General features: G+C 64.6%; 14 protein-coding genes and 1 pseudogene. 6 read left to right on the plus strand and 9 right to left on the minus strand.

Annotation, left to right across the window (positions count from 1 at the left end):
* Positions 1-725, minus strand: a pseudogene (locus Pth03_RS21720) (IS30 family transposase); the annotation flags it as partial.
* 100 nt (positions 726-825) lie between these two features.
* A complete protein-coding gene (locus Pth03_RS21725; RefSeq protein ID WP_203946187.1) occupies positions 826-1,725 on the minus strand; it encodes an AraC family transcriptional regulator in 900 nt (299 codons plus the stop codon).
* Between the two features lie 163 nt (positions 1,726-1,888).
* On the opposite strand from Pth03_RS21725, the gene Pth03_RS21730 reads away from it, so the two are divergent.
* The 6 genes from Pth03_RS21730 (at position 1,889) to Pth03_RS21755 (ending at position 11,654) form a co-directional block, all read left to right on the plus strand.
* On the plus strand, positions 1,889-2,866 hold the full coding sequence (locus Pth03_RS21730) for a carbohydrate ABC transporter permease (protein ID WP_203946188.1): 978 nt from the start codon (positions 1,889-1,891) through the stop codon (positions 2,864-2,866).
* The gene (locus tag Pth03_RS21735; RefSeq protein WP_203946189.1) at positions 2,863-3,684 is read left to right on the plus strand and encodes a carbohydrate ABC transporter permease; all 822 of its coding nucleotides are present in this window, start codon (positions 2,863-2,865) and stop codon (positions 3,682-3,684) included. Before Pth03_RS21730 ends, Pth03_RS21735 begins: the two co-directional genes overlap by 4 nt.
* Positions 3,681-6,431, plus strand: coding sequence for an alpha-L-rhamnosidase (locus tag Pth03_RS21740; protein WP_444544176.1), 2,751 nt, complete (start codon positions 3,681-3,683; stop codon positions 6,429-6,431). Before Pth03_RS21735 ends, Pth03_RS21740 begins: the two co-directional genes overlap by 4 nt.
* A gap of 66 nt (positions 6,432-6,497) precedes the next feature.
* Positions 6,498-7,757 carry an ABC transporter substrate-binding protein gene (locus Pth03_RS21745; protein ID WP_203946191.1) on the plus strand — a complete coding sequence of 420 codons (1,260 nt, stop codon included), beginning with the start codon at positions 6,498-6,500 and terminating at the stop codon, positions 7,755-7,757.
* A gap of 573 nt (positions 7,758-8,330) precedes the next feature.
* Positions 8,331-10,349: an alpha-L-rhamnosidase C-terminal domain-containing protein gene (locus Pth03_RS21750; protein WP_203946192.1), complete on the plus strand. Its 2,019-nt coding sequence runs from the start codon at positions 8,331-8,333 to the stop codon at positions 10,347-10,349.
* Positions 10,350-11,105: 756 nt separating this feature from the next.
* Positions 11,106-11,654: a hypothetical protein gene (locus Pth03_RS21755; RefSeq protein ID WP_203946193.1), complete on the plus strand. Its 549-nt coding sequence runs from the start codon at positions 11,106-11,108 to the stop codon at positions 11,652-11,654.
* Positions 11,655-11,891: 237 nt separating this feature from the next.
* Here the strand turns inward: Pth03_RS21755 and Pth03_RS21760 are convergent, their stop codons facing one another.
* The 7 genes from Pth03_RS21760 to Pth03_RS21790 all read right to left on the minus strand — a co-directional run bounded on the left by Pth03_RS21760 (position 11,892) and on the right by Pth03_RS21790 (position 22,979).
* A complete protein-coding gene (locus Pth03_RS21760) occupies positions 11,892-14,936 on the minus strand; it encodes a glycosyl hydrolase (RefSeq protein WP_203946194.1) in 3,045 nt (1,014 codons plus the stop codon).
* Positions 14,937-15,013: 77 nt separating this feature from the next.
* The gene (locus Pth03_RS21765) at positions 15,014-17,059 is read right to left on the minus strand and encodes a bifunctional aldolase/short-chain dehydrogenase (RefSeq protein ID WP_203946195.1); all 2,046 of its coding nucleotides are present in this window, start codon (positions 17,057-17,059) and stop codon (positions 15,014-15,016) included.
* A gap of 6 nt (positions 17,060-17,065) precedes the next feature.
* On the minus strand, positions 17,066-18,223 hold the full coding sequence (gene rhaI, locus Pth03_RS21770) for an L-rhamnose isomerase (protein WP_203946196.1): 1,158 nt from the start codon (positions 18,221-18,223) through the stop codon (positions 17,066-17,068).
* An 87-nt stretch (positions 18,224-18,310) separates the two neighbouring features.
* Complete coding sequence (locus Pth03_RS21775) at positions 18,311-19,294, minus strand: substrate-binding domain-containing protein (RefSeq protein WP_203946197.1); 984 nt, start codon at positions 19,292-19,294, stop codon at positions 18,311-18,313.
* 108 nt (positions 19,295-19,402) lie between these two features.
* Positions 19,403-20,458: an ABC transporter permease gene (locus Pth03_RS21780; protein WP_203946198.1), complete on the minus strand. Its 1,056-nt coding sequence runs from the start codon at positions 20,456-20,458 to the stop codon at positions 19,403-19,405.
* Entirely contained in the window at positions 20,455-21,429 is a 975-nt protein-coding gene (locus Pth03_RS21785) for an ABC transporter permease (RefSeq protein ID WP_203946199.1), read from the minus strand. The genes Pth03_RS21780 and Pth03_RS21785 overlap by 4 nt, the downstream gene beginning before the upstream one ends.
* Complete coding sequence (locus tag Pth03_RS21790) at positions 21,426-22,979, minus strand: sugar ABC transporter ATP-binding protein (RefSeq protein WP_203946200.1); 1,554 nt, start codon at positions 22,977-22,979, stop codon at positions 21,426-21,428. The genes Pth03_RS21785 and Pth03_RS21790 overlap by 4 nt, the downstream gene beginning before the upstream one ends.
* Positions 22,980-23,083: the final 104 nt, after the last annotated feature.

A 23,083-nucleotide genomic window follows, 5' to 3' on the forward strand; every position in this document is an offset into this window, starting at 1 on the left:
GCGTTGCCAGGGACTGTGCGGGTCGGCGAAGTAGATCTCCAGATTGGTGTCGATGCGCAGTTGGACGTGATGGGCCATCTCCGCGCCTTGATCCCAGGTCAGGGACCTGCGCAGTTGTTCGGGCAGCGTGGTGATGGTGGCGGCGATGGCGTCACGGACGGCTCCGGCGCCATGCCCAGCGAGTGCCGGGCCGTTCTTGGCTCGCGGGCCTTGGCCATGACCGTCCATCGGGGAAGGTGCAGCAGCATTGTGTACCGGGTGGTGCGCTCGACCAGCGTGCCGATCGCGGAGCTGTCCAGGCCGATGATGAGGTCGCCTTCCCAGTGCCCGGGCACGGCGCGGTCGGCGGCTTCGGCGGGCCGCCAGCTGATCAGCACTTCCTCGGTGACGAACTTCTTCCCGCGGCCCCGGGTGCGGGCACGGGGCACGCGTAGTGCTCGGCCTGTGCGCAGGCATGCAGTCAGCTCACGGCGCAGCGTACCGCGGCCTTGGATGTATAGGGCCTGGTAGATGGCCTCATGTGAGATCCGCATCGTCTCATCCTCAGGAAAGTCGATCGGCAGCCGGTTCGCGATCTGCGCCGGACTCCACGACGTCGCCCAGCGCCGGTCCTGACGACGCCCATGCCGCCGCCCGATCCAACGGACCTCAGGTCCGGCAACCATCTGGCCGTCCGGGGAGCAGATCTGGCCGGCGAGCCGGTCCTGCACATAATTGGCGTGACGCGGACGCTAAGCCGGACTCCTGACACGGTTGACTTGCACGTCCGGACCGCCAGCTCGAATTGATGCTTCGACAGGTCCGTGCTGCATTTGGCGGCAGTTGTCAGAGCAAGACCTTGCGGTGTGTGAAGCGCTGGCGGTAGGTCGTCGCAGTGAGTCCGTAGTGTGCTTTGAAGCGACGCGCGAAATAGTTCTGGTCGGCCCATCCAACGCTCTGACCGATCTGGGTAATCGGCTGGTCGGTGTGCAGAAGCAGGGTAGCCGCCCTCTCTGCCCGATGCTGAGCGAGATAAGCCATCGGGGGCAATCCCGTGGCCGCCTTGAATACGCGAATGAGGTAGCGGGGTGCCAGGTGGAGCTCGTCGGCGAGTTCGTTCAGGGTCCAATTGTGGGCGAGCCGTGACTCGAGTAGTCGCATGGCCTCCACCACGGCGGGATGCGTGGGCCCGTTCCTGTCGGGGACATCTCCGAGATCGGCGACCGCTGCCCTAGCGACGTGGCTGAGAAACAGGGAGAGCCTTCCGATGATGTCGCCCCTGTGCTCTCCCGCCGGCTCCTTTCGGAGCCTGCCAAGTGCGTCGAGGTGAATCGCGCACTCTTTGAGCGCTTGTGCGTCGAGCCTCGCGGTCAGCATTCCACGACGCTGCATCGAGTGAGGGCCGGTCCACAGCAGGTATCCCAGGAGCGGGTCCTCTCGCGTCCAGGCGAGTTCGCGCTGGAGCAGATCGTTACTGAAACAGCAGTTGTGCAGGTCTAGATCTAGACAGTCCTCATAGCCGTGCCAAACCCCTGGCCGGAGCAGGATGGCGTCTCCGACCTCCAGCTTCTTGCGGCCAGTGAGCGACCTGTGTACACCTTGGCCGCCGGTCACGACGGCCACCTCCATGAAGCTGTGAGTGTGGATCGGGTGGCTGCGTTCATGGATGTGGTGTCCGGCGTAAGCCACCGACCCGTCGGTGATGTACACCTGGCCCTTGATGAGGTCGACGGGGGGTTCGCTCATGCCCGTACCTTAGCCTTCGGGTCCGCCGGGGTGAACATCGTGCTACCGCAGGTGCATTTCGGGCTATCGGCGGAGTCGCTGCAAGCGCAAGATCCCTGCCAAGAAACGCCGTGCGGTTTACCTGTCGGCAACACGATCGTCATGTTTGTAAGGGAGGCCGCAGATGGCACAAGGGTTCGAGGGGGAGGTGACTCAGTCGGCCGAGCCGGGTCGGCGCCGGGCCAAGAGCAGCTCTGCTGGTTCAGCCGGAACGGTTACTCGGCCGGGGAAGCGAGCGCGGCCAGTACTCGCGTGGTTCTTGATTCCGGCACTTGCCCTCTACGCCTTCGTAGTGTTGGTGCCGAGTGCCCGAGGAGCGGCGTTCGCGTTCACCGACTGGGACGGGCTCAACCCCATGCGGCATTTCGTGGGCCTGGCCAATTTCCGGAAAATGCTGGAGGACGAAGCCGCACGCGACGCGCTCCGGCAGACGCTCATCATCGCGGTGGCCATCACGGTCGTCCAGAACGCCGTGGGGTTGCTGCTCGCCTTGGGCGTGCACAGCCGGATCAAGAGTCGGAACGTGCTCCGTGTCCTGCTGTTCGCCCCCGCCGTGATGACGCCTGTCGTCACGGCGGCGTTGTGGAAGTACATATTGGCCCCCGAAGGCGCTCTGAACGGCCTGATCGCCGCCATAGGGCCGGACTCCTGGCAGCAGAACTGGCTTGGGGATCCGACTCTGGCCCTATGCAGTGTGGTGGGCATCATCATCTGGCAGTTCGCCGGCTATTCGATGGTCATTTTCCTGGCTGGCTTACAGGGAATCCCTCAGGAGGTCTACGAGGCCGCCTCTGTTGACGGAGCAAGCGATTGGCGGCGTCTGCGACACATCATTCTGCCGTTGCTGGCTCCCGCGACGACGATCAATTTAATGCTGTCGATCATTGGAGGCCTGAAGTTGTTCGACCAGGTCTGGGTGATGACAGGAGGCGGCCCCGGAACCGCGACCGAGACCCTGTCGACGCTTATCTATAAAAATGCCTTTCAGTTCAACGAATACGCCTACAGCGTGGCGCTGGCGATCGTGCTGACGGTGTTCGTGGCGGTCATATCCGGTGGCCAATATCGGTTGCTGCACCGTCAGGGGAGGGCGGCGCGATGAACCGTTACAGCCTGCGCACCCTGGCCCGCGAGATCGTCATGATTGCAGTGACAGCGGTCGTCGCGTTCCCCATCTATGTCCTGATCAACCTCTCGCTCCGCGATCCTCGAGACGGCTCCTCGATCATCGCGCCGACGACGTCGCCGACGCTGCACAACTACGCCGCTGCCTGGCGCGAGGCAGGCTTGGCCGGCGCCATCGTCAACAGCGTCGTGGTGACCGCGGTGAGCGTGGCGCTCATCGTCATCATTTCGGCCATGGCCGCCTATCCGTTGGCACGTGTGACGGCTCGTTGGTCCCGGTGGGCGTTCCTGCTGGTGATGCTCGGCCTGCTGCTGCCTTTCCAGTTGGCACTGTTGCCGCTCTACCAGACCATTCGCGATCTGCATCTGCTGGGCACTCTGTGGTCGCTGGTCTTGTTCTATAGCGGATTGCAGGTTCCCTTCGCGACATTCCTTTATATGGGGTTCCTCCGTGTCGTTCCCCGGGAGTACGAGGAGGCCGCGCTCATCGATGGAGCGGGCCCGGTCCAGGTGTTCTGGCGCGTGGTGTTCCCGCTGCTGCGGCCCGTCACCGGCACCGTGGTCATTTTGAACGCCATCTTCATCTGGAACGACTTCCTCACACCGTTCCTGTACCTCAGCGGCAGCGATCAGCAGACCATTCCGGTGGCAATCTTCGGCTTCCTCGGTCAGTTCGTCTCGCAATGGAATCTCGTGTTCGCAGGCTTGGTCATCGCCATGCTGCCGATCCTCATTGTTTATTTCCTCATGCAGCGCCACATCATCAAGGGCTTCGCAGGGGGACTGAAGGGATGAACACCGCTTTGCAAGAACCCAACGTGTTGGCTCCGTATGCGCTCACCTGTGAGATGTTGGAGACGCCTCTGGGGCTGGACGAACCGTTCCCCCGCCTGTCGTGGAGGCTCCGCTCCGCACACCGAGGCGATAGGCAGACCTCCTACCGATTGACCGTGGCACTGGGCCCTGACGACCTGGCCGATGCTCAGCGATTGATCTGGGACACCGGACGCAGGTTGTCGGAGGACAACGTCATTGCGTACGACGGGCCGCCTCTGCAGTCATCGACGCGTTATCACTGGCGGGTCGAGGTCTGGAATGCTGAGGACCGGTGGTCCGGATCGGCGCACTCCTGGTTCGAGACCGGATTCATGCACGCCGACGAATGGCAGGCTGCGTGGATCGGCCGTGACCCTCGGGCGGCGGCGGTGATGGACCCACCGGAGGATGACGACCGTACCGACCGGACGCGGCACCTGCTGCCGGCCTCGCATCTGCGCCGCTCGTTTGATTTGGACGGGCGCCGCCCGGTTCGCGCCCGCATCTACGCCAGCGCCCGCGGCCTCTACGAATTACGGCTCAACGGGCGGCGAGTCGGAGACGCTGAATTGGCGCCAGGCTGGACCGAATACCACGACCGTGTGCTGTACCAGACCTACGATGTCGACGAACTGCTCACCGATGGTGAAAACGTCCTGGGTGCGGTGCTGGCCGATGGCTGGTGGAGTGGCTATGTCGGCTTCGACTCGCGTAGACAAGCGCTCCACTATGGCGAGGCCCCCCAGGCGATCGTGCAGATACTGCTCGATTTCGCGGACGGCTCGCGCCGCTGGATCTGCTCGGACGAGAGCTGGCGGGAGCGTTCCGGTGCGATCAAGTACGCCGATCTATTGATGGGTGAGTACGTCGACGCCCGGGACGAGCTGCCCGGCTGGGACGCTGCCGGGTACGACGACAGCAGATGGGGCGCGGCCGTCGTGCTAGATCGTTCCACCCAGGTGCTCCAGGCCACGCCCGACCGGTCGGTACGGATGACGGAGGAACTGCCCGCCCGGTCGGTGGTCCAACGCCCTGGAGGCCATTTCATCGTCGACTTCGGCCAGAACATGGTCGGACGGGTGAAGCTGACGATTCGAGGAGCCGAACGCGGACAGCGGGTCCGACTGCGGCATGCGGAAATGCTCGCCGACGGAGAACTGTACGTCGCGAACCTCCGGACGGCGGAGGCCACAGACGTGTATATCGCCGGCGGGAATCCGGTGGAGGTGTTCGAACCTCGGTTCACCTTCCACGGATTCCGATTCGCCGAGATCACCGGCTACCCCGGTGACCTTCGCGCCGAGGATGTAGTCGGAAGGGTCCTGCACAGCGACATGCCGTGGACAGGCGAGTTCAGCTGCTCGGACGAGACCGTTACGCAGTTGCAGTCCAACATCCGCTGGGGGCAGCGCGGCAACTTCGTGTCCATCCCCACCGACTGCCCGCAGCGCGACGAGCGGCTCGGCTGGCTGGCCGATGCCCAGGTCTTCCTGCCCACCGCCTGCCGCAACGCCGATGTGAGTGCATTCTTCGCCCGGTGGATGCGAGATGTCGTAGAGGCCCAGGACGCTGACGGTGCCTTCCCCGACGTGGCCCCGAAGCTATGCCTCGATCATGAGGGAGCCCCGGCGTGGGGCGACGGTGGGGTCATCATCCCCTGGCATCTCTACCGTGCATATGGTGATCGGCGTGTCCTGGAACGTTCGTACCAGGCAATGGCCGCCTGGGTGGACCACATCCACCGCCACAACCCCGACCTGATCTGGCGCCATCGAGTGGGCCAGCACTACGGCGACTGGCTCCAGGTGGAGGGCGTGGAGACGCCCCGTGAGCTGCTGGCCACTGCCTATTTCGCGCGCAGCACGCAGATCGTGGCGCAGGCCGCCGAGGTGCTCGGAGAGCACGCCGACGCCAAGCGCTACGAGGCACTGCATGCGGGCATACGGGACGCGTTCGTAAACGCATTCGTGGACACTTCGGTCGACGAAGGCCACGTCGAAGGCGGGACCCAGACGGGTTATCTGCTCGCGCTGGCCTTCGAGTTGATGCCTGAACGACTGGTATCCGCGGCGGTGCGGCACCTCGTCGCCGACATCGAGGCACGCGGCCGGCATCTCACTACAGGCTTCGTCGGGGTTTCGCTCTTGTGCCCCGTACTGACGGAGCACGGCCACGCCGACCTGGCCTACGCGCTATTGCACCAGGACACATATCCTTCCTGGGCCTACTCGATCCGGCACGGGGCCACCACGATCTGGGAGCGCTGGGACGGCTGGACCAAGGAACGTGGTTTCCAGTCGGCGGCCATGAATTCGTTCAACCACTACAGCCTCGGATCTATCGGCGAGTGGTTGTTCGGAGGCGTCGCCGGCATCAACCAGCAGCCGGATTCCATCGCGTACCGCCGGCTGCTGCTGCGTCCGGCCATCGGCGGAAAGCTCACCTGGGCGCAGGCGAGACAGGAGACACCTCTCGGCGCCGTCACCTGCGGGTGGTCAATCCACTCGGAAGTCCAGACGGAAGAGGTTCGCATCGAGGTGGCAGTGCCGCCCGGTGCCGAAGCCACCCTGCACATTCCGACAGCAGAGACAGACAGTGTTCGCGAAGGCCTGGCGGAGCTGCACGAACGCGCCGGCATCGAGATCGTCGACAACCTCCCGCAGGAGCTCGTCGTACGTCTCGCCTCCGGCACCTACCACTTCAGCGCGGCGGCTCCGGGGCGTTGAAGGGGCCTTTCTCACTGATTTCCGGTTGTGAAAATCGACCCATACACCTCCTCGAGGAGGATCCCCATGCGTCCTACCCATCGGCTCGTGGCCGTCATGACCGCAGGCGCCCTCGCCACAGGCGCGTGTAGCAGCGGTACCAATGCCTCAGGCGGCTCGGAAAGCTTGCGAATCGCCGCAGTGGCCACCGACCGGGCCGGCATGGAGGCCGTCCTGAAAGCCTTCCAGGCCAAGAACCCTGGCGAAAAGATCATCACTACCTACTCCGACACCGAGCAGTACCAGGGCACACTGCGCACCCAGCTGTCCTCGGGTACGGCGCCCGATGTGTTCTTCACCTGGCCGGGCAACGGCAATCCAGGGGCAGTCGAGGTGCTCGCCCCCACTGGCTACCTCGCCGACCTGTCCGGTCGCTCCTGGACCGCGCAGATTCCCGAGGGAATCAAACCGTTGACCCAGGTCGGTGGTAAGACCTACATCGTCCCGATGACGTTCGTCGGCATCGGCGCTCTGTACAACAAGAAGGCCATGGACGAGATCGGCGCGAAGCCTCCGACCACCTGGAGCGAGCTCCTGGCGTTCTGCGACGCGGCCAAGTCCAAGGGCAAGGTCGCCTTCGCCCTCGGCAACCAGACCGACTGGGTCACTCAGCTGGCGGACTACGCGCTCATCGCGACGACGGTGTACGCGACCGACAAGGACTTCGACCAGCGGATGAAGTCCGGCTCCGCGACATTCGCGGGCTCCGGCTGGAAGACCGCCATGGCCAAGTACCTGGAGATGAACAAGCGCGGTTGCTTCTCCAAGGATCCTCTCGGCACGTCGTTCGAGACCTCAGTGGCCCAGCTGGCCAAGGGCGACGCGGTGGCCGACATCCAGGTGACCTCGGTCCTCAATCAGGCCGAGTCCCAGGCCCCAGAGGGCACTGAGTTCGGCCTCTTCCCGGTGCCGGCGACCGACAACGCGGACGAGACCCGTATGCCCGGCGCGGCCGGAGCAGGGTTCGCTCAGAACGCCAAGGCAAAAAACCCCGAGCTCGCCTCCAAGCTCATCGACTTCATGGCAACTCCGGAGGCCATGAACCTGTATGCCGGAGCCACCGGCACTCTCCCGAGCATCCCCAACGACCAGTTCAAGGTCGATCCTGCCCTCCAGCCGCTGGTCGACTTCCAGAAGGAGGGCAAGACGGTGCCCTTCATGGACCAGCTCTGGCCCAACCCCAAGGTCCAGCAGGCCCACTTCACCGGTATTCAAGACCTGTTCGCGGACAAGGCGGACCCGGACACCGTGCTCCAGCAGATGGACCAGGCGTACAAGGAGAAGTGATCGAACGGGGTCACCGCATCGCGTCCGCGGCAAGAGAACGACGTCGTCTGGAGACCGCGTCCGGGGACACCAGCGGCCTATGAACATGATCTAGTCGGCAGCGACCGCTGATCAGTTCTCGGCCGGACCCAGCCAGCACGGGCGGCGCAGGTAGAACAAATCCTCCGCGCGCACGAACTGCTTCACGAAGATCGACCCCTGAGGAAATCTGAACACCTGATTAAAACGTTTTAATCGGGTGCGCGAATTTCGAAACAGCCGCTTGGCTGCGTGTGTATGTCCCTCTTATGAGCCGATCGCCAATAGACGGCTGTCTTGAGAAAGGTAGAAATCATGAAGCGCTCAAAGACTGGAAAGGCGTTACCAGGTGCGGGCCGGGTCGGCACGGTCGCTGCGCTCGCGGTCCTGACTACGGCGGCGACACTTGGAGCTCCTGTCGGGGCTGAAGGGGCGTCTGCCCCTGCTTGGCATTCGTATGTTCTCGGCCCGTCGTCCCCGCAGGTCGCCCCGATCGACGTCGATATCCGAGGGAGCGTGCGTCATCCGAACGCCCTGGTAAAGGGGAAGGGCCCGGTGACGACGCTGACGACGGTGGCCGGCAAGGCGCCGGCCTCGGTCGTGCTCGACTTCGGCAAGGAGGTCGGTGGTACGCCTTACATCGATGTCACAGCGGTCGAAGGTGCTCCCACCCTCACCCTGGTGACTGGAGAAGCCCGCCAGTTCCTTCGCTCGCCCGCGGCTACGACCGTCGCGTCGGCTGCGGCAAGAGGTGTATCGGAAGTCACTTTGGCTTCCGTCGCGAACCTCGAAGTCGGCAACAGCATCGTCTTCGGCACCGGAGCTGACGCCCAGACCCGGACAATCGCGGGCTTCGACGCCACAGCCAAAACCGCCTCCTTCAGTCCTGCGCTGACACGCGATCTGGCGGTAGGAACGGCGGTGTCCAGTTCGCCGGGAGCTCCAAGCTCTGATGAATCCCGAGGGCTGGCAGGCGTCGGCGGTCCAGACACGCTGCAGCCCACTGGCGCCGGTCGGCTGTCTGGAGGCTTCCACGGTGGGTTCCGTTTCATATTGCTCACGCTGTCCTCACCCGGCAGCGTGTCCATCTCCTCCGCTGGGGTCGACTTCCAGGCGTTCCGCGCCACGCCTGATGACTACAAGGGCTGGTTCTTGTCCAGCGACAAGCAGCTGAACAAGATGTGGTACTCCGGCGCCTACACCCTGCAGATGAACCTGAAGGCTCCTGGGCTCAACGGGTTGCCCGACGCCCGCATCTACGACGGAGCAAAGCGGGACCGCAGCATCTGGACCGGCGACCTGCTGGTTCAAGGTCCCACGGCGCTCAGCACCCTGGGCGACGCGGGCGCCGAATACCTCAAGTCATCGCTGAACGTGTTGCTATCGAAGCAGCGGGCCGACGGCGCGCTTCCCGGTTCGCCCGACTTCTCGAAGCGTAATTCGCCCAGCGGTTCCCCACTCTTCTACTCGAATAACTACTCCGGGTACGGCGCGCGAGCCATCATCGACTACTACCGCTACACGGGTGACGACGCTTACATCACGAGCGTCCTGCCCGCTCTGCGGAAGGAACTTGCCTACAACGACAGCTTCCTCGACGCCAACAACCTGGTCGTGTCCAACGACCGGGACTATTGGCAGGCTAGTCAAACGGGGGAGGTCACGAAGTACAGCATCGACTACTACATCCTGCTGCGCGAGATGGCCTGGCTTGAGCGCAAGGTCGGCTCCGCTGCCGCGGCCGATGGATATGACGCTAAGGCCGATGCGATCAAGACCGCCGTCAACGCCAGACTCTGGAGCCCGGAGTTGGGTGCGTACGGCCAGAGCAACGTCAACCCCAACGTCCTCGTGGGCGACGCCAACGCCCTGGCCCTCCAGTACGGCTTCGTTCCGGCCGAGCGTCGGGACAGCGTGCTGGCTGCGCTGAAGACGTTGTGGACGCCCTACGGCGCCATCATGGGGCCTGGTCTGAAGGACCCGACCGGTCACACGATCGAGCCCTTCGGCAATGGGATGGAGACCGCTGGGCGTTTCGCCGTCGGCGACACGGCCGGTGCCCTCGACCTGATGCGCCGGACCTGGGGGCCGATGGTGGACGAGGACGACCCGCTCTACACCGGCACTTTCTGGGAGTTCAAGAACGACAACGGCGGCGTCAACCGCACGACCGCAAGCCTCGCCCACGGATGGGCCGCATCGCCCACCGTACAGCTCACTGAACAGGTCCTCGGCGTGACTCCGGTCGACCCCGGCTATGCGACGTGGAGCATCAAGCCGCGCTCCGGCAGCCTCAAGTGGGCCGAAGGCGCCGTACCGACGAAGTATGGCGACATCGAGACCAGTTGGTCGTCGAACCTAAAGACTGAGCGGTTCGAGCTCGACACCACAACGCCAGCGGGTACGAGCGGCACCATCGCTGTGCCCGTCACCGGGCGGTCGGTCGTCACCGTCAACGGCCGCACGGCGTGGGACCGCGGTACTGCCAAGGCCTATCAGGCCGTGGCCGAGGATGGCTATGTGAAGCTGACAGTCCCCGGTGGCAAGTATGAGGTCGCTGTCAAGCGCGGCTGACGACGATCCCGTATCGGAACCGCCACATGTCACCCGCCTGCTGGTCGCGCGCCTGGGACCAGCAGGCGGGGGTGTCCCTGAGCAGTCTGTCAAGCAATCCAGTGTGCAAGTGATCCCGGAGCAAGCAACCCCGATTCAGGCTCCTGAGGTAAATCCGTCCCAGCCTGTCAGGGAGCACAAAGGACGGGCGCAAGTGAGGAAATCCGCCAAGCGGCATCGGCATTCTGACGGCGATGGCCAGGAGCGCGGTTCCGAATCTCTCGTTGCCCGCTCCGATGTTGCGACAGCCGATCGCGTGCTTCAATCAGGAAGGACGCATTACCCGAAGACGCATCGCCCTTCTCGACACGTCGCTGTAGCTCCAGACGATACGAGGCAACGACCCAACAAAGAAGACCCGTCGACGCTCAGGACTCCGGGTGTGGGGCCGCGCCGCCCGTGGTGAACTCGCGCGCTGGACGAGTGGTGAGCCACGAGACGGCCTCCGCCGGCCCTTCTCCCGCGGTCATCTCCGCCACTGCAGTGGCTGTGCTGCTCCTAGGCATTGCCTTCTCCTATCGGCGTCGCCTGTGCGCCTGGCGGAGAAGGATTCGCATCTCCCGCGATGGTGACCGCCTCCTTCGCTCCAGCTCCCGACTGAGATGCCTCCCTCTGTCGAGGAAGGATCGGCGACGTCGATCGGTTATGTGGTCGCCCTGCCGGCGCTCCGCGGGATGAGGCTCGCAGGGCCCGGCTCTGAGCGGGGTGACTCGCGCCATGATGGTGGAGCTGTTAACGAGCATTCATATCTCAGCGCGGGTGCTCATTTCGCATGACGACATGGCCCGATTGTTTGGGGACTACGCGAGTGAAGAGCTCCGGCACGTTCCCAGCCTGACCGTGCTGAACAGTCTTCTGGTCGTGATCACCGAACTCGAAGAGAAGATCGTTCGGCGAACGGGACAGCGGAGCGATTCTCGAGCCCCCGCGGACATGCCTTGGCTGTTCGCCTTCGTCTCTCTGGGCGCGGCGGCCGAGTGGCTGCACCGAATCATCCAAGGCGGCGCGGAAGATCTAATTCTCGGTGTGCTCCTGGAGGAATGGCCGTACGGCATTACGTGCAGGGCCGATGTGGACGGCGTGATCGCTGATCAGGACGGAAGGAGCGGCGTGGGTCGGTCGTCGGCTTTCCGCCATCCCCCGAGCTCTCGCCGCGGATCGGCTCAGGGCTCTGAGGGCATCGGTCTAATTGCAAGGCTGGCCAGTCGCCCCCCGCCGCCAAAATCGTTTCATGACTGGGCCGCGCCAACGGAAGGCCACGACTAACGCCACTTCTCTCGTGATGAGCGGCTGGTCTCGAACTCAGCCGTCTTCCGGCACCATTGCGGATCCAGAGCAGCTGGGCGGATCGTTGGTCCTTCCCGATCTGGTGCCCGGATGCGCCCATGTCTACGACCGGCCATCAGCGACTTGGGGTCCAGCCCCAGCGCCCGAGCAGCCGCACGATGCGGGCACAGCTCCGGGACTTTGGGCCCCACAGCTGTGCCCGCTGCGGCTCACTGACTATCGACTCGACGTGAAGATCGCGTGCGTGCTGGCCGGTGTCAATGTAACGGGCCCGCGCAAACCGTACGGCTGGCTGGCCGTCGAACGCCCGACGTACTTCGATAGGGCATTGCGCAAGGTGGTTCGAACTTCGACTGTCACCGTGTTCGTGCCTGCATGCAGGAACTTTGCGATATCCCAGTCGTGGCCGTTCGTAACCTGGGACCCGACCAGCGTGTTGTTGACCGTAATGCTGGCCGTCCCATTCACGACCCCGATGTTCAGCAACATGCGGTGTGCCTCGTCTGGCTGCCACCCGTCGGGAAGCCGAGTGGTCGCCGTGTAGGTTCCCACCCCTGACTCCCCATTCAGGGACGTGATGTCCCGCCAGTCCTTCAGGTAGTGCTGCTGGAACTGCGTGTCACCCAGGCCACTGGGCACCGACACGGTCTGGCTTCCCGTTGGCGTTGCGGTCTGGACCTTAAGCGACCATGTTCCGAACCTGTCGATAATGGACGGCCGGCTGGACGGTGGCCCGGACAGCGGGACATCGTCGGCCGGGTCGACCAGTGCTTCGACGGTGACAGTGCGCCCGTTCGAGAGCTTGAACGACTCCTCGCCGGACTCGACGGCTTGGAACTGAATCTTGCCGTCTGCCACGATGAGGCGGCCACCTTCTGGCTGCGTGTCACCGACGACGTGCACTCCCGGGGTCGCGTTCTTGTCGATTGCGATAACGCGGGCTTCCTTACCCTGCAACGTCATGGGGATGTTGGTGCGCCCGTGGCTGACGGTGTACTGCGCGATCGGCTGCACCGAACCGTCCCAGAGGTCCATCTGCGATGGGACGCCCACGACGGCGAATGAAGGGTTGAAAGTGACCGGGTTACTGGTGGGGTTATAGAGGTAGATGTATGCACCTCCGGCGACCTGACGCCACTGGGTGAGCAGTCTCGTGCCGTCGGATGCCACGCGGGGCTCGAGGCCCAGCCGCTCGAGTGCGGCTGGGACGTCACTCTGGGCGAGGACCTGCGTCGCGGAGTGCTGTCGGAGTGTGGCTGCAACGTCCTTCTGGACCGCCAGGTCACCGCTCGCACCTGACGCGAAGGTCGTGTCCTTGTCAGGCAGGTCGCCCACGAACACGATCCGGACGCCGGCCTTGGCTGCCTTCAGAATTGCAGCCGAAGCCTGGTGCGAGATTGCACGCCGGTCAATCACCAGGGCGCGGTAGCCGCTGGTGTCGGGAAAGAGCTCGCCGTTGCTTGGGTTGCTTTCCTCCACCAAGCCGACCGGATCCAGGTACTCGAGGGAATACCCGGCTTCCTGGAGTCGACGGCCGTCGAATGGGTTCTGGTTACCTCTGGCTGACAGGAACGAGTCGCTATAGATGGCCACGTCGGTCTTGGCCGTCCCGGTCTGGAGCACGCGCGTTCCACGGGCAAGGTAGCTGGTCAGGGTAGGCCAGCTCGACCACTGCGGGAACGTCGTGTCGTTCCAACTCTCAGTGGTCGATTCCCTGAATCGCGACGTCCCCGGCCAGGCGGCATTCGGCGCCTGAAGCGCAAAGCCGTGGACGAAAGTCTGAGAAACCCCCGCCGCCCACTCTTTGGCCATCAGGTCTTGGTAGTCACTGAGGTTCATCGAGTAGGCCGGCTTGAAGAAGGCGCCCTGCTCAATGCTCAGCTGAGTTCCGCCGGCTTGATGCACACCCGAGGCCATTTCCTGCAGGTATCGCAGCGAGTTCGTCCATTGCGGGTCGTCAACGGAGATGGGCAGGTTCTCAGCGGCGTCCAGCGACTCTCCTTCCGACCGCGCGCCCATCTCTTGGAGAGAGCGGAAACTGCGCACCGGCTCGAAAGTCTGCTGGTACGCGGCTTGCGCCTTGTACTGCATCCCATACTTGGCTGCCCACTTCTGGAACTCGCCCAGGTGGTTGGCGATGTAGAGGTCAGTCAGCGTTTGGTAGAAGTCGTGGCGGACCTTATCAGAGTTTGCGTCCGGGAGCGCGAAGTCGGGAACTGGCTCCTTGGGCGGGACGGGGTAGTCGAACTCGCCCTGGACGAAGAGCAGCGGCAGGAACTTGGCGATGTCGTAGCCGCGACGGCTCTTGAACTCCTGGGCCATCGATGGGGCCCAGTCAATCGATGTCGCGTGTAGTTCTAAGGAGTCCTCGAACATATCTGCGCCGGACTTGTGAAGCTTGGCGGCGTTGTCCGGACCGATCTGCAACTGGTCGAGATCCTGCCCAGCCTTCTGCGCTGCGATGGGATCGAAGAGGCTGGTGTAGCCACCTGAGTTCTCGCGCGACCACAAGCCGAAGAGGATCCAGTTCCCCGAGTCCGGCGCCTTCCAGGAGATCTTTCCATCGGTGACTTTCCCGGTGAGGTCGGTGAGCGACGTGGGGTCAAGCACCGTCGAGGCTGGTGGCGGCGTACCTGGGCTGGTGACCTCAGGGCCTGACTGCACGACTCTTGCGGCGGTCACCGCAACGAGCTTGGTGGGCTGCTTCTGCGTCGCCGCATCCATCGGTGGCGGGACAGGCCCCGAGAAGGTCTGTCCAGCAGCGACGTTGACCCTCCCATACTGGAGTTCCTGAGACGCGTACCCCGAGCCGGCCGCAGTGCTGGGCGTCTTGATCGGCCAGCCAGGGCCCATCGTCATTGAGATCTTGATGTTCATGGCACTGGCCTTTTCGAGGACATTGCCCAGAATGGTGCGCTGGTCATCGGTGTTCCAGGCGCCGGTAGAGAAGGCGATTTCAATTTCCCCGAAGCCTGCCTGCGCAATTGCGTCCATCTCGCGCAGGGCTTCGTCGTTGGTCAGGGGGGCTTGCCACCACCAGCGGATGGCCGGCTTGTACTGCGTCTTCGGGCTCATGAACTCTGCAGGCGTTATTCCGCCCGCGAGAGTGGTCACGGCGTCTGTACCGGCCTTCGAACCCTTCGACAGCGCCGGGGCGGCGCCGGCGGATGTGGCGCCCGCGCTGCCTTGGATGGCTACCAGAGCGAGTGCGGTGGCGAGTATGCCTGCCGCAGCACGCCTACTGGGATGACTCGAGACCATGCCCTCTCTCCCTTGAGTGAGGTGACTGTTTGGTGAGTTGGGGTGACGGAGCATCTGCAAGAGACAGTCATCGGCGTCTATCGGAGGAAAGCCGCCGCCACTCCCGCGTCCACAGGAATGTGGAGGCCGGTGGTGTGGGTGAGGTCGCCGCCGGTCAGGGCGAAAACCGCGTTGGCGACATGCTCGGGCAGGACCTCGCGCTTGAGGAGCGTGCGCTGGGCATAGAACTCGCCGAGCTTCGACTCCTCGACGCCGTATACGGCGGCCCGGTTCGCGCCCCAGCCGGAGGCGAAGATGCCGGAGCCACGGACCACACCGTCGGGGTTGACCCCATTGACGCGGATTCCGCGGCCGCCCAGTTCGGCCGCCAGTAGACGGACCTGGTGGGCCTGGTCTGCCTTGGCGGCGCTGTAGGCGATGTTGTTCGGTCCCGCGAACAGGGAGTTCTTGGAGGAGATGTAGACGATGTCTCCGCCCAGATTCTGCTCGATCATGATGCGGGCCGCCTCCCGGGAGACCAGGAACGAGCCGCGGGCCATGACGTCGTGCTGGAGGTCCCAGTCGGCGACGGTGGTCTCCAGGAGGGGCTTGGACAGGGACAGCCCGGCGTTGTTGACGATCAGGTCGACGCCGCCGAAGGCCAAGACGGCAGCGGCCAGGCCGGCACGGATGTCGTCCTCGCTGGTGACGTCGGCTGCTACGACGATCGCGACATCCGACGGACGGAGGGCGGTCGCCCCGAGTTCATCGGCGATCTTCTGAGCGGCACCGAGATCACGGTCGGCGACGACGACGCACGCACCCTCGGCGGCGAGACGCCGCGCGGTAGCCGCCCCGATGCCCGACCCGCCGCCGGTGACGAACGCGATGCGAGCGGCCAGCGGTTTGGGCTTGGGCATCCGCTGGAGCTTGGCCTCCTCGAGTGACCAGTACTCGATACGGAACTTTTCGGCCTCGTCGATCGGGGAGTACGACGACACGGACTCGGCGCCCCGCATCACGTTGATCGCATTGACGTAGAACTCGCCCGCCACGCGCGCCGTCTGTTTGTTCGCCCCGAAGGAGAACATGCCCACACCCGGCACCAGGACGATCGCAGGGTCGGCGCCTCGCATCGCAGGTGACCCCTCGACCGCATTGCGCTCGTAGTACGCGGTGTAGTCGGCGCGGTAGGCGGTGTGCAGTTCCCGCAGCCGATCCTTCACTTGGTCGAGCGGCGCGTCTGCGGGCAGGTCCAGCACGAGCGGGGAGATCTTGGTGCGCAGGAAGTGGTCCGGGCACGAGGTGCCCAGAGCCGCCAGGCGCGGGTGCTCGGCGCGCGAGACGAAGTCCAGCACCACGTCGCTGTCGGTGTAGTGGCCGACCTGCGGTCGGTCGGTCGAGACCAGGCCGCGGATCAACGGGAAGAGCTCCACCGCCCGGGCCTGCCGTTCGGGAGACTGCAGGGGCTCATATCCGGGCAGAACCGGGCCGAACGGATCGGCCTTGCCATGCGCGGTGATGTAGGCCTCGGCCAGCCGGATGATCTCAAGGGAGTTCGCTTGGCATTCGGCGGAGGTCTCGCCCCAAGCGGTGATGCCGTGGCCACCCAGGATTACGCCGATCGCCTGCGGGTTCTCCGCCTTGATCGCCGCGATGTCCAGCCCCAGCTGGAATCCTGGACGCCGCCACGGCACCCAGACCACCCGATCTCCGAAGATCAATCGGGTCAGTTCTTCACCGTCATCGGCTGTTGCGATCGCGATCCCACTGTCCGGATGGAGGTGGTCGACATGCGCTGCGTCGATCAGCCCGTGCATCGCAGTGTCGATCGACGGTGCTGCGCCTCCCTTGCCGTGGCCGCAGAAGTCGAACGCTGCGACCATCTCGTCCTCGCGTTCCACCCCCGGGTACACGGTGACCAGAGAGCGGAGCCGATCGAGCCGGAGCACGGCCAGACCGGACGCCGTCAGAGTTCCGAGGTCCCCTCCGGAACCCTTCACCCACATGAGGTCGACGGTCTCGCCAGTGACCGGGTCGGTCTGGCTGCCCTTGGCTGAGGCGTTGCCTCCGGCGTAGTTAGTGTTGCGAGGGTCGGAACCCAGTTCGTGGCAGCGGTTCAGCAGGTCGTCAACGGTGTTCATGGTGGTTCAGGCTCCCCATCCGGCCTGGGTGCCGCCGACACGCTCGGCGACGATCTTGTCGAAGTAGCCCGAGGCCTTGTAAGCGGCCATCGGATCGGCGGCCAGGCCGCGCTCCTCCCGCCACGAGGCGAGAAGCGGCCGGACGTCGGTGTTGTATGCGTCCATCAGAACGGCGTTCGCGCCCAGCACATCGCCCGCGGACTGGGCGGCCTTCAGCGCGTCTGCGTCCACCAGCAATGCCTTGGCGGTGGCCTCCTGCGCGTTCATGACCGAACGGATCTGACCCTGGATCTTGGGTTCGATGTTGTGGCACTGGTCGAGCATGAAAGCGACTCCGGTCGCCGGGTCGAGCCCGCCGCCGCGCACGACCTCATGCATGATCCGGAAAAGCTGGAACGGGTCAGCCGCGCCGACCATCAAGTCATCGTCGGCGTAGAAACGCGAGTTGAAATCGAACGCGCCCAGCCTTCCTGCACGCAGGAGCATCGCCACGATGAATTCGATGTTCGTACCCGGTGCGTGGTGGCCGGTGTCGACGCAGACGGTGGCTTTGGGCCCCAAGGCGATGCAATGCAGGAAAGAGGTCCCCCAGTCCGGCACGTCCATCGTGTAGAACGCCGGCTCGAACAGCTTGTACTCCAGCAGGATTCGCTGACCGTCGCCCAGCCGGTCGTACACCTCGGCAAGGGCTTCGGAGAGCCGGTCTTGGCGGGCGCGGATGTCGTCCTGACCTGGGTAATTGGTTCCATCGGAGAACCACAGCTTCAGGTCTCGCGACCCTGTGACGTCCATGATGTCGACACATTCCAGCAGGTGGTCGATTGCCTTGCGGCGTACCCGCGGATCGGGATTGGTGACCGACCCCAGCATGTAGTCGTCGTCCTGGAACACGTTCGCGTTGATCGCGCCCAGCTTCACACCCTGATCGGTGGCGTGCGTCGCCAGCGCGGCAAAATCGGAAACCCTGTCCCAGGGGATGTGCAGCGCGACCGTAGGAGCGGCACCGGTGAAAGCGTGCACCTGAGCGGCATCAGTGATCTTCTCGAAGGGGTCGCGGGGGACCCCGTGCTGAGTGAACACCTTGAACCGGGTACCGGAGTTGCCGTAGGCCCATGAGGGCGTCTCGATGGCCAGGTTGTTCAGCCCGGTGGTGAAGTCAATCATGCTCACAATCCCCGAATCCCAAAGCTCTCGATCTTTTGCGGGTGTTCGTGGTGGGGCGGCACGCTGTGGCCGCCCCACCCCAACGTGCTAGTTGATGGAGTCGACGTTGGTCTTGTCGACGAGGGTGACGGGGTTGAACACCTCGCGCTCGGGAGCGTTGGAGAACTCGATCGGCTGCTTGTTCAGGGCCTGCTCACCGAGCTTGACGGTGAGTGCGCCCATCGCGGTGGGGTCCTGGGCGATGGTCGCCGAGAGCTTGTCGGACTTGATCGCGGTCAGCGCCTCGGGGTCGGCGTTGAATCCCACGGTGACGATGTCCGTGAGCGGGCTCTTGCCTGCGTCCTTGATGGCGTTGGCAGCGGCCACGCCCATCGGGTCGTTGCAGGCGAAGACGCCCGCAACGTCCGGGTTCTTGGACAGGATGTCCTTCATGACCTTGTAGCCCTCCTCGGCCTTGGAGTTGCCGGAAAGCTCCGCCACGACCTTGTAGCCGCGGGTCTCGATCTCGGCCTTGAAGCCGGCGTTGCGGCGGGCGGCGTAGGTCGCGGACGGCTCGCAGGTGATGGAAGCGACGTTCTTGCTCTTGCTGCCGTTGGCCTGGATCTGTTTGTCCATGAACTCTGCGGCGAGCTTGCCGCCGCCAGCGTTGTCGGAGATGACGATCGCGTCGTAGGGGGCGCCGCCGCCGCCGATGTCGTCGACGATGACGGGTACGTTCTTCGCCTTGGCCTTGGCGATGATCGGTCCCAGCGCAGTGGGCTTGAACGGGCTGATGATCAGCAGGTCGACGCCCTGGTCGATCAGCGCGGAAGCGCCGGTGACCATCTCATTCTCGTCGCTCTTCTCGTCGTGGAGCTTGACTTCCCAGCCCTTGGCCGCAGCCGCGTCCTGAGTGCCCTTCGCCATCTTCTGGAAGAACTCGAACTGCATGTCGTAGACCGAGAAGCCCACGGTGATCTTCTTGTTCGCGGAGGGGGCCGCACTGCCCGCGGTGGTTTCGCTGGAGTCCGTACAGCCTGCGAGGGCCAGAGTGCCAAGTAGGGCAAGGGAAAGGATCTTCTTGGTGCTCATGCGAAGTCTCTTCCTGGGATGGGGGGTTTCTGAGTGGGGGAGGACCGCGCCGGTGCACGATCCATTGGCCGGTCGGCTCGTGGGCCGCTCGGAACTGTGGTGCGTTGATCAGGACGTGGCCTGTGTCGTCTTACGCGGGATCAGGCCCGTGATGGCTCTTCGGAAAGAGCCGGGGCCGGCGAAGCGAGTGCGCAGGCCGTCGATGGTCAGCGCGACGATGAGGACGCAACCGAGCACGATGCGCTGGTAGGCGGACTCGACGCCACGGCTGACCAGCACTTCGTTGAGAACACTGACGAGGAACACGGCGGAGAACGTGCCGACGAGGGTGCCCTTGCCTCCCTTGAGGGCGGTGCCACCGAGCACGACTGCGGCGATCACCTTGAGCTCGAAGCCGTCCTGAGCCGAGCCGTCGGCCGTCCAGACTCGGGTGATGTAGGTAAGCGCGGCGATTCCGACGGTGAGTCCGACCAGCCCGAATACGAACAGCCTGATTCTGGTGTCGGAGATCCCGCAGAACCGTGCTGCTGAGGGCGATGAACCATAGGCAAGGGTGCGGCGGCCGATCGCGGTACGCCGGAGAAGGATCCAGCCACCCGCGAACACGGCCACCATGATGATGAAGGGAAGCGGCAGACCGGCGATGTTGAGGCTGCCAAGCTTCACGAAAGGCGAGTGGATCTGGCTGTAAGGCAGGGTCTTCGGGCCGTCCTGGGTGAGTAGGTAGGCGATGCCGCGGAAGACGAACAGCGAACCGAGGGTGGCGACGAACGGCGGCACCCGCAGCCGGGTGATCAGGCCGGCGTTGACCAGACCGCAGAGAAGCCCGGTGACGATCGCGGCCGCGATGGCCGCCGCGGTGCCGCCACCGCTGAAGGCCATGAGACTGACGACGCTGGTGAGGGCGAGTTGGCCGCCCACGGACAGGTCGAAGGCGCCGCTGGCGATGGCGAAGGTCATCCCGACGGCGACGATGCCGACGTACGCGCTCTCGCGGAGCACTGACTGAAGATTCTCGACCTCTAGGAAGCCAGGGGCGATCGCCGGGGTGCACAGCAACAGGAGGATCAGGATCGCAGTGACGCCCCAGGTGTCCCATAACCTGCCGAAAGAGATCTTGGCGGGCTTGTCCCCGGTCCTCTCGATGATCGTCTCAGTGGTCATGCCGCACTCTCCTGCACCCCTGCCAGGGCCCGCTTCGGTTTGGCGCCGCGGTCCTCGCGGCGGAAGGCCAGCAGCGCCAGGGCCGCGATCAGCAGGAGCCCCACGCTGATGCGCTGGTAGGCCGGTGGAGTGTTAAGGAGGTTGAGGCCGTTCCGGATGGTTTCGATCATCACGGCGCCCAGAAGCGTGCCGATGATCGAGGCCCTTCCTCCTAGCAGGGCGGTCCCGCCCAGGACCACAACGGTGATCGCGTCGAGTTCGAAGCCGAGGCCGAGCTGGCCGTTGCCCTTCTGGAGCTGGCTGGAGATCAGCAGACCCCACACCCCCCCGGACAGACCGACCAGGATGTAGACAGCGATGCGGATGCGATCGACCGGCAGCCCGGACATCGTCGCGGCGTCCCGGTTCGATCCGATCGCGCAGACCCAGCGGCCGAAGCGCGTCCGGTTGATGGTCCACCAGCCCAGCGCCGCCGCCACCACGGCCAGCACGATGGGCATCGGGATGCCCAGAGGCCGACCACCGACCAGGTACTTGAGCCCCGCGGAGCTGACGATCTGGTCGTGCCCGTCGGTGTAGGCCAGCGACGCGCCGCGGACGATCACCATGGTGGCCAGAGTGGCGATGAATGGCGTCACCCCCAGTTTTGTGATCACAACACCGTTGGCCAGGCCGATGACCGCGCCGACGGCCAACGCGAGGAACAGGGCAATGGGGACAGGCTGACCGGCGATGAGGGCGCTGCAGCAGACGACCCCTGTGAGAGAGACGGTGGACCCGATCGACAGGTCGAACTCGCCCATGGCCAGGCAGAACGTCATCGCCATCCCGGGAATGGCCAGGATCGCCGCGGCTACCAGGACATTCTCGAGGTTTCCCACGGTCAGGAACGTGTCGGTGGAGATTGAGAGAATCACCATCACCAGGACCAGGGGTACCAGCAGCGGCACCTTCTTGATCGCATCGATCATCGCTTGCTCAGCTCCTTGGAGAAGATGCGGCGGCCGGTCGTCGCGCACGCCACGACGTTCTCCTCTGTGCGATCGGCTCCGGTGAGGTGCCCGACGATCTCGCCACCGGCCATCACGTAGACGCGATCGCTGACCCCGAGCAACTCGGGTAGGTCGCTGGAGACCATGAGCACGGCCGCACCATCTGCGGTGAGGATGTTGATCAGGCGGTGGATCTCGGCTTTCGCGCCGATGTCCACCCCTCGAGTGGGCTCGTTGAGCAGCAACAACCTTCCGCCTGGAGCCAGCGCACGTCCGAGGAGGACCTTCTGCTGGTTGCCGCCGGAAAGCTGGCCGATCAGCTGATCCGGACCGGTCGCCTTGATGTTGAGCCGCCGATGGTAGCCGTCGTAGACGTCGGTCTCCTTGGCCGGCGCCAGAAACCGGCCGATGCCGGTGCGCACCTTGTCCAGGATGGAGATGGTGAGGTTGTGTCGGATCGACAGGTCCGGCAGGTTCCCCGCTACCTTGCGGTCTTCGTGCAGGAAGCCGATGCCCCGGGCCATGGCGTCGCCGGGGTGGCGCGGCCGGAAGGGCTCGCCGTTCAGCGTCATCGTCCCGGAGTCGACACCGAGGGCGCCGAAGATCACTTGTGAGAGTTCGGGTTGCCCGGCGCCTGCGATGCCGCCGATGCCGACCACCTCACCCGCGCGCACGGTGAGTGAGATGTCCTTCAGCCGACGTCCCGCGTTGACATCGGTCAGTTCCAGCACGACTGTGCCCTCGCTGACCTGGTCACGATGGAACACCGACTCCACGTCGCGGCCGACCATGAGACGGACCAACCCGTCGGGATCGGTATCGGCGATGTCGCAGGTGCGGATGTGTTTGCCGTCTCGTAGCACCGTCACGCGGTCGGCCAGGGCGAAGACTTCGTCCAGCCGGTGGCTGACGTAGATCACGCTGCGACCCTCGGCGCGCAGTCGTTTGACGACGTCCAGAAGCTGGGTGACCTCGTCGGCTGATAGGGCGGCGGTCGGCTCGTCCATGACGATGATCCGGCCGTCGACCGACAGTGCCTTGCAGATCTCGACCAACTGCTGCTCCGACACCGTCAGGCTGCCGACCGTCGCGGTCGGGTCAATGGTGACGCCCAGCACTGCGAAGAGCTCGCTGGTACGCCGGTTGATCTCGGCGTACCGGATGCCGCGCGAGCCCTTCGCGTACGGCTCCCGGCCGGAGAAGACGTTCTCGGCGACTGTGAGGTCGGGGTAGAGGTTGAACTCCTGGTAGATGACCGCGATACCGGCTGCCAGCGCGTCTGCGGGCCGCCGGGGGTGGTAGGCCTCCCCGGACAGTCGCACCTCCCCGGAGCTGGGACGATGCACTCCGCCAAGAACCTTCAGCAGCGTCGATTTACCTGCGCCGTTCTCCCCGACGAGTGCGTGCACCTCCCCGGCGAGGATGTCGAAGTGCACTGAGTCCAGTGCGCGGATACCCGGGAATTCGACCGTGAGGTCATCCACCTCGAGCAGCGCTGATCTGCCCTGGAGATGGGCGCCGCTACCCATGTTCCTTCACGCCCTCTCCTCCTTATCGCCGGCCGCGTCGAGCGGCCTTGGCGGGGTATGTTGAAACGTTTTAACATTTCGCGTCTGAAGGAACGTAGATGTAA

The organism is Planotetraspora thailandica, from assembly GCF_016863335.1.
Lineage (GTDB): Bacteria > Actinomycetota > Actinomycetes > Streptosporangiales > Streptosporangiaceae > Planotetraspora > Planotetraspora thailandica.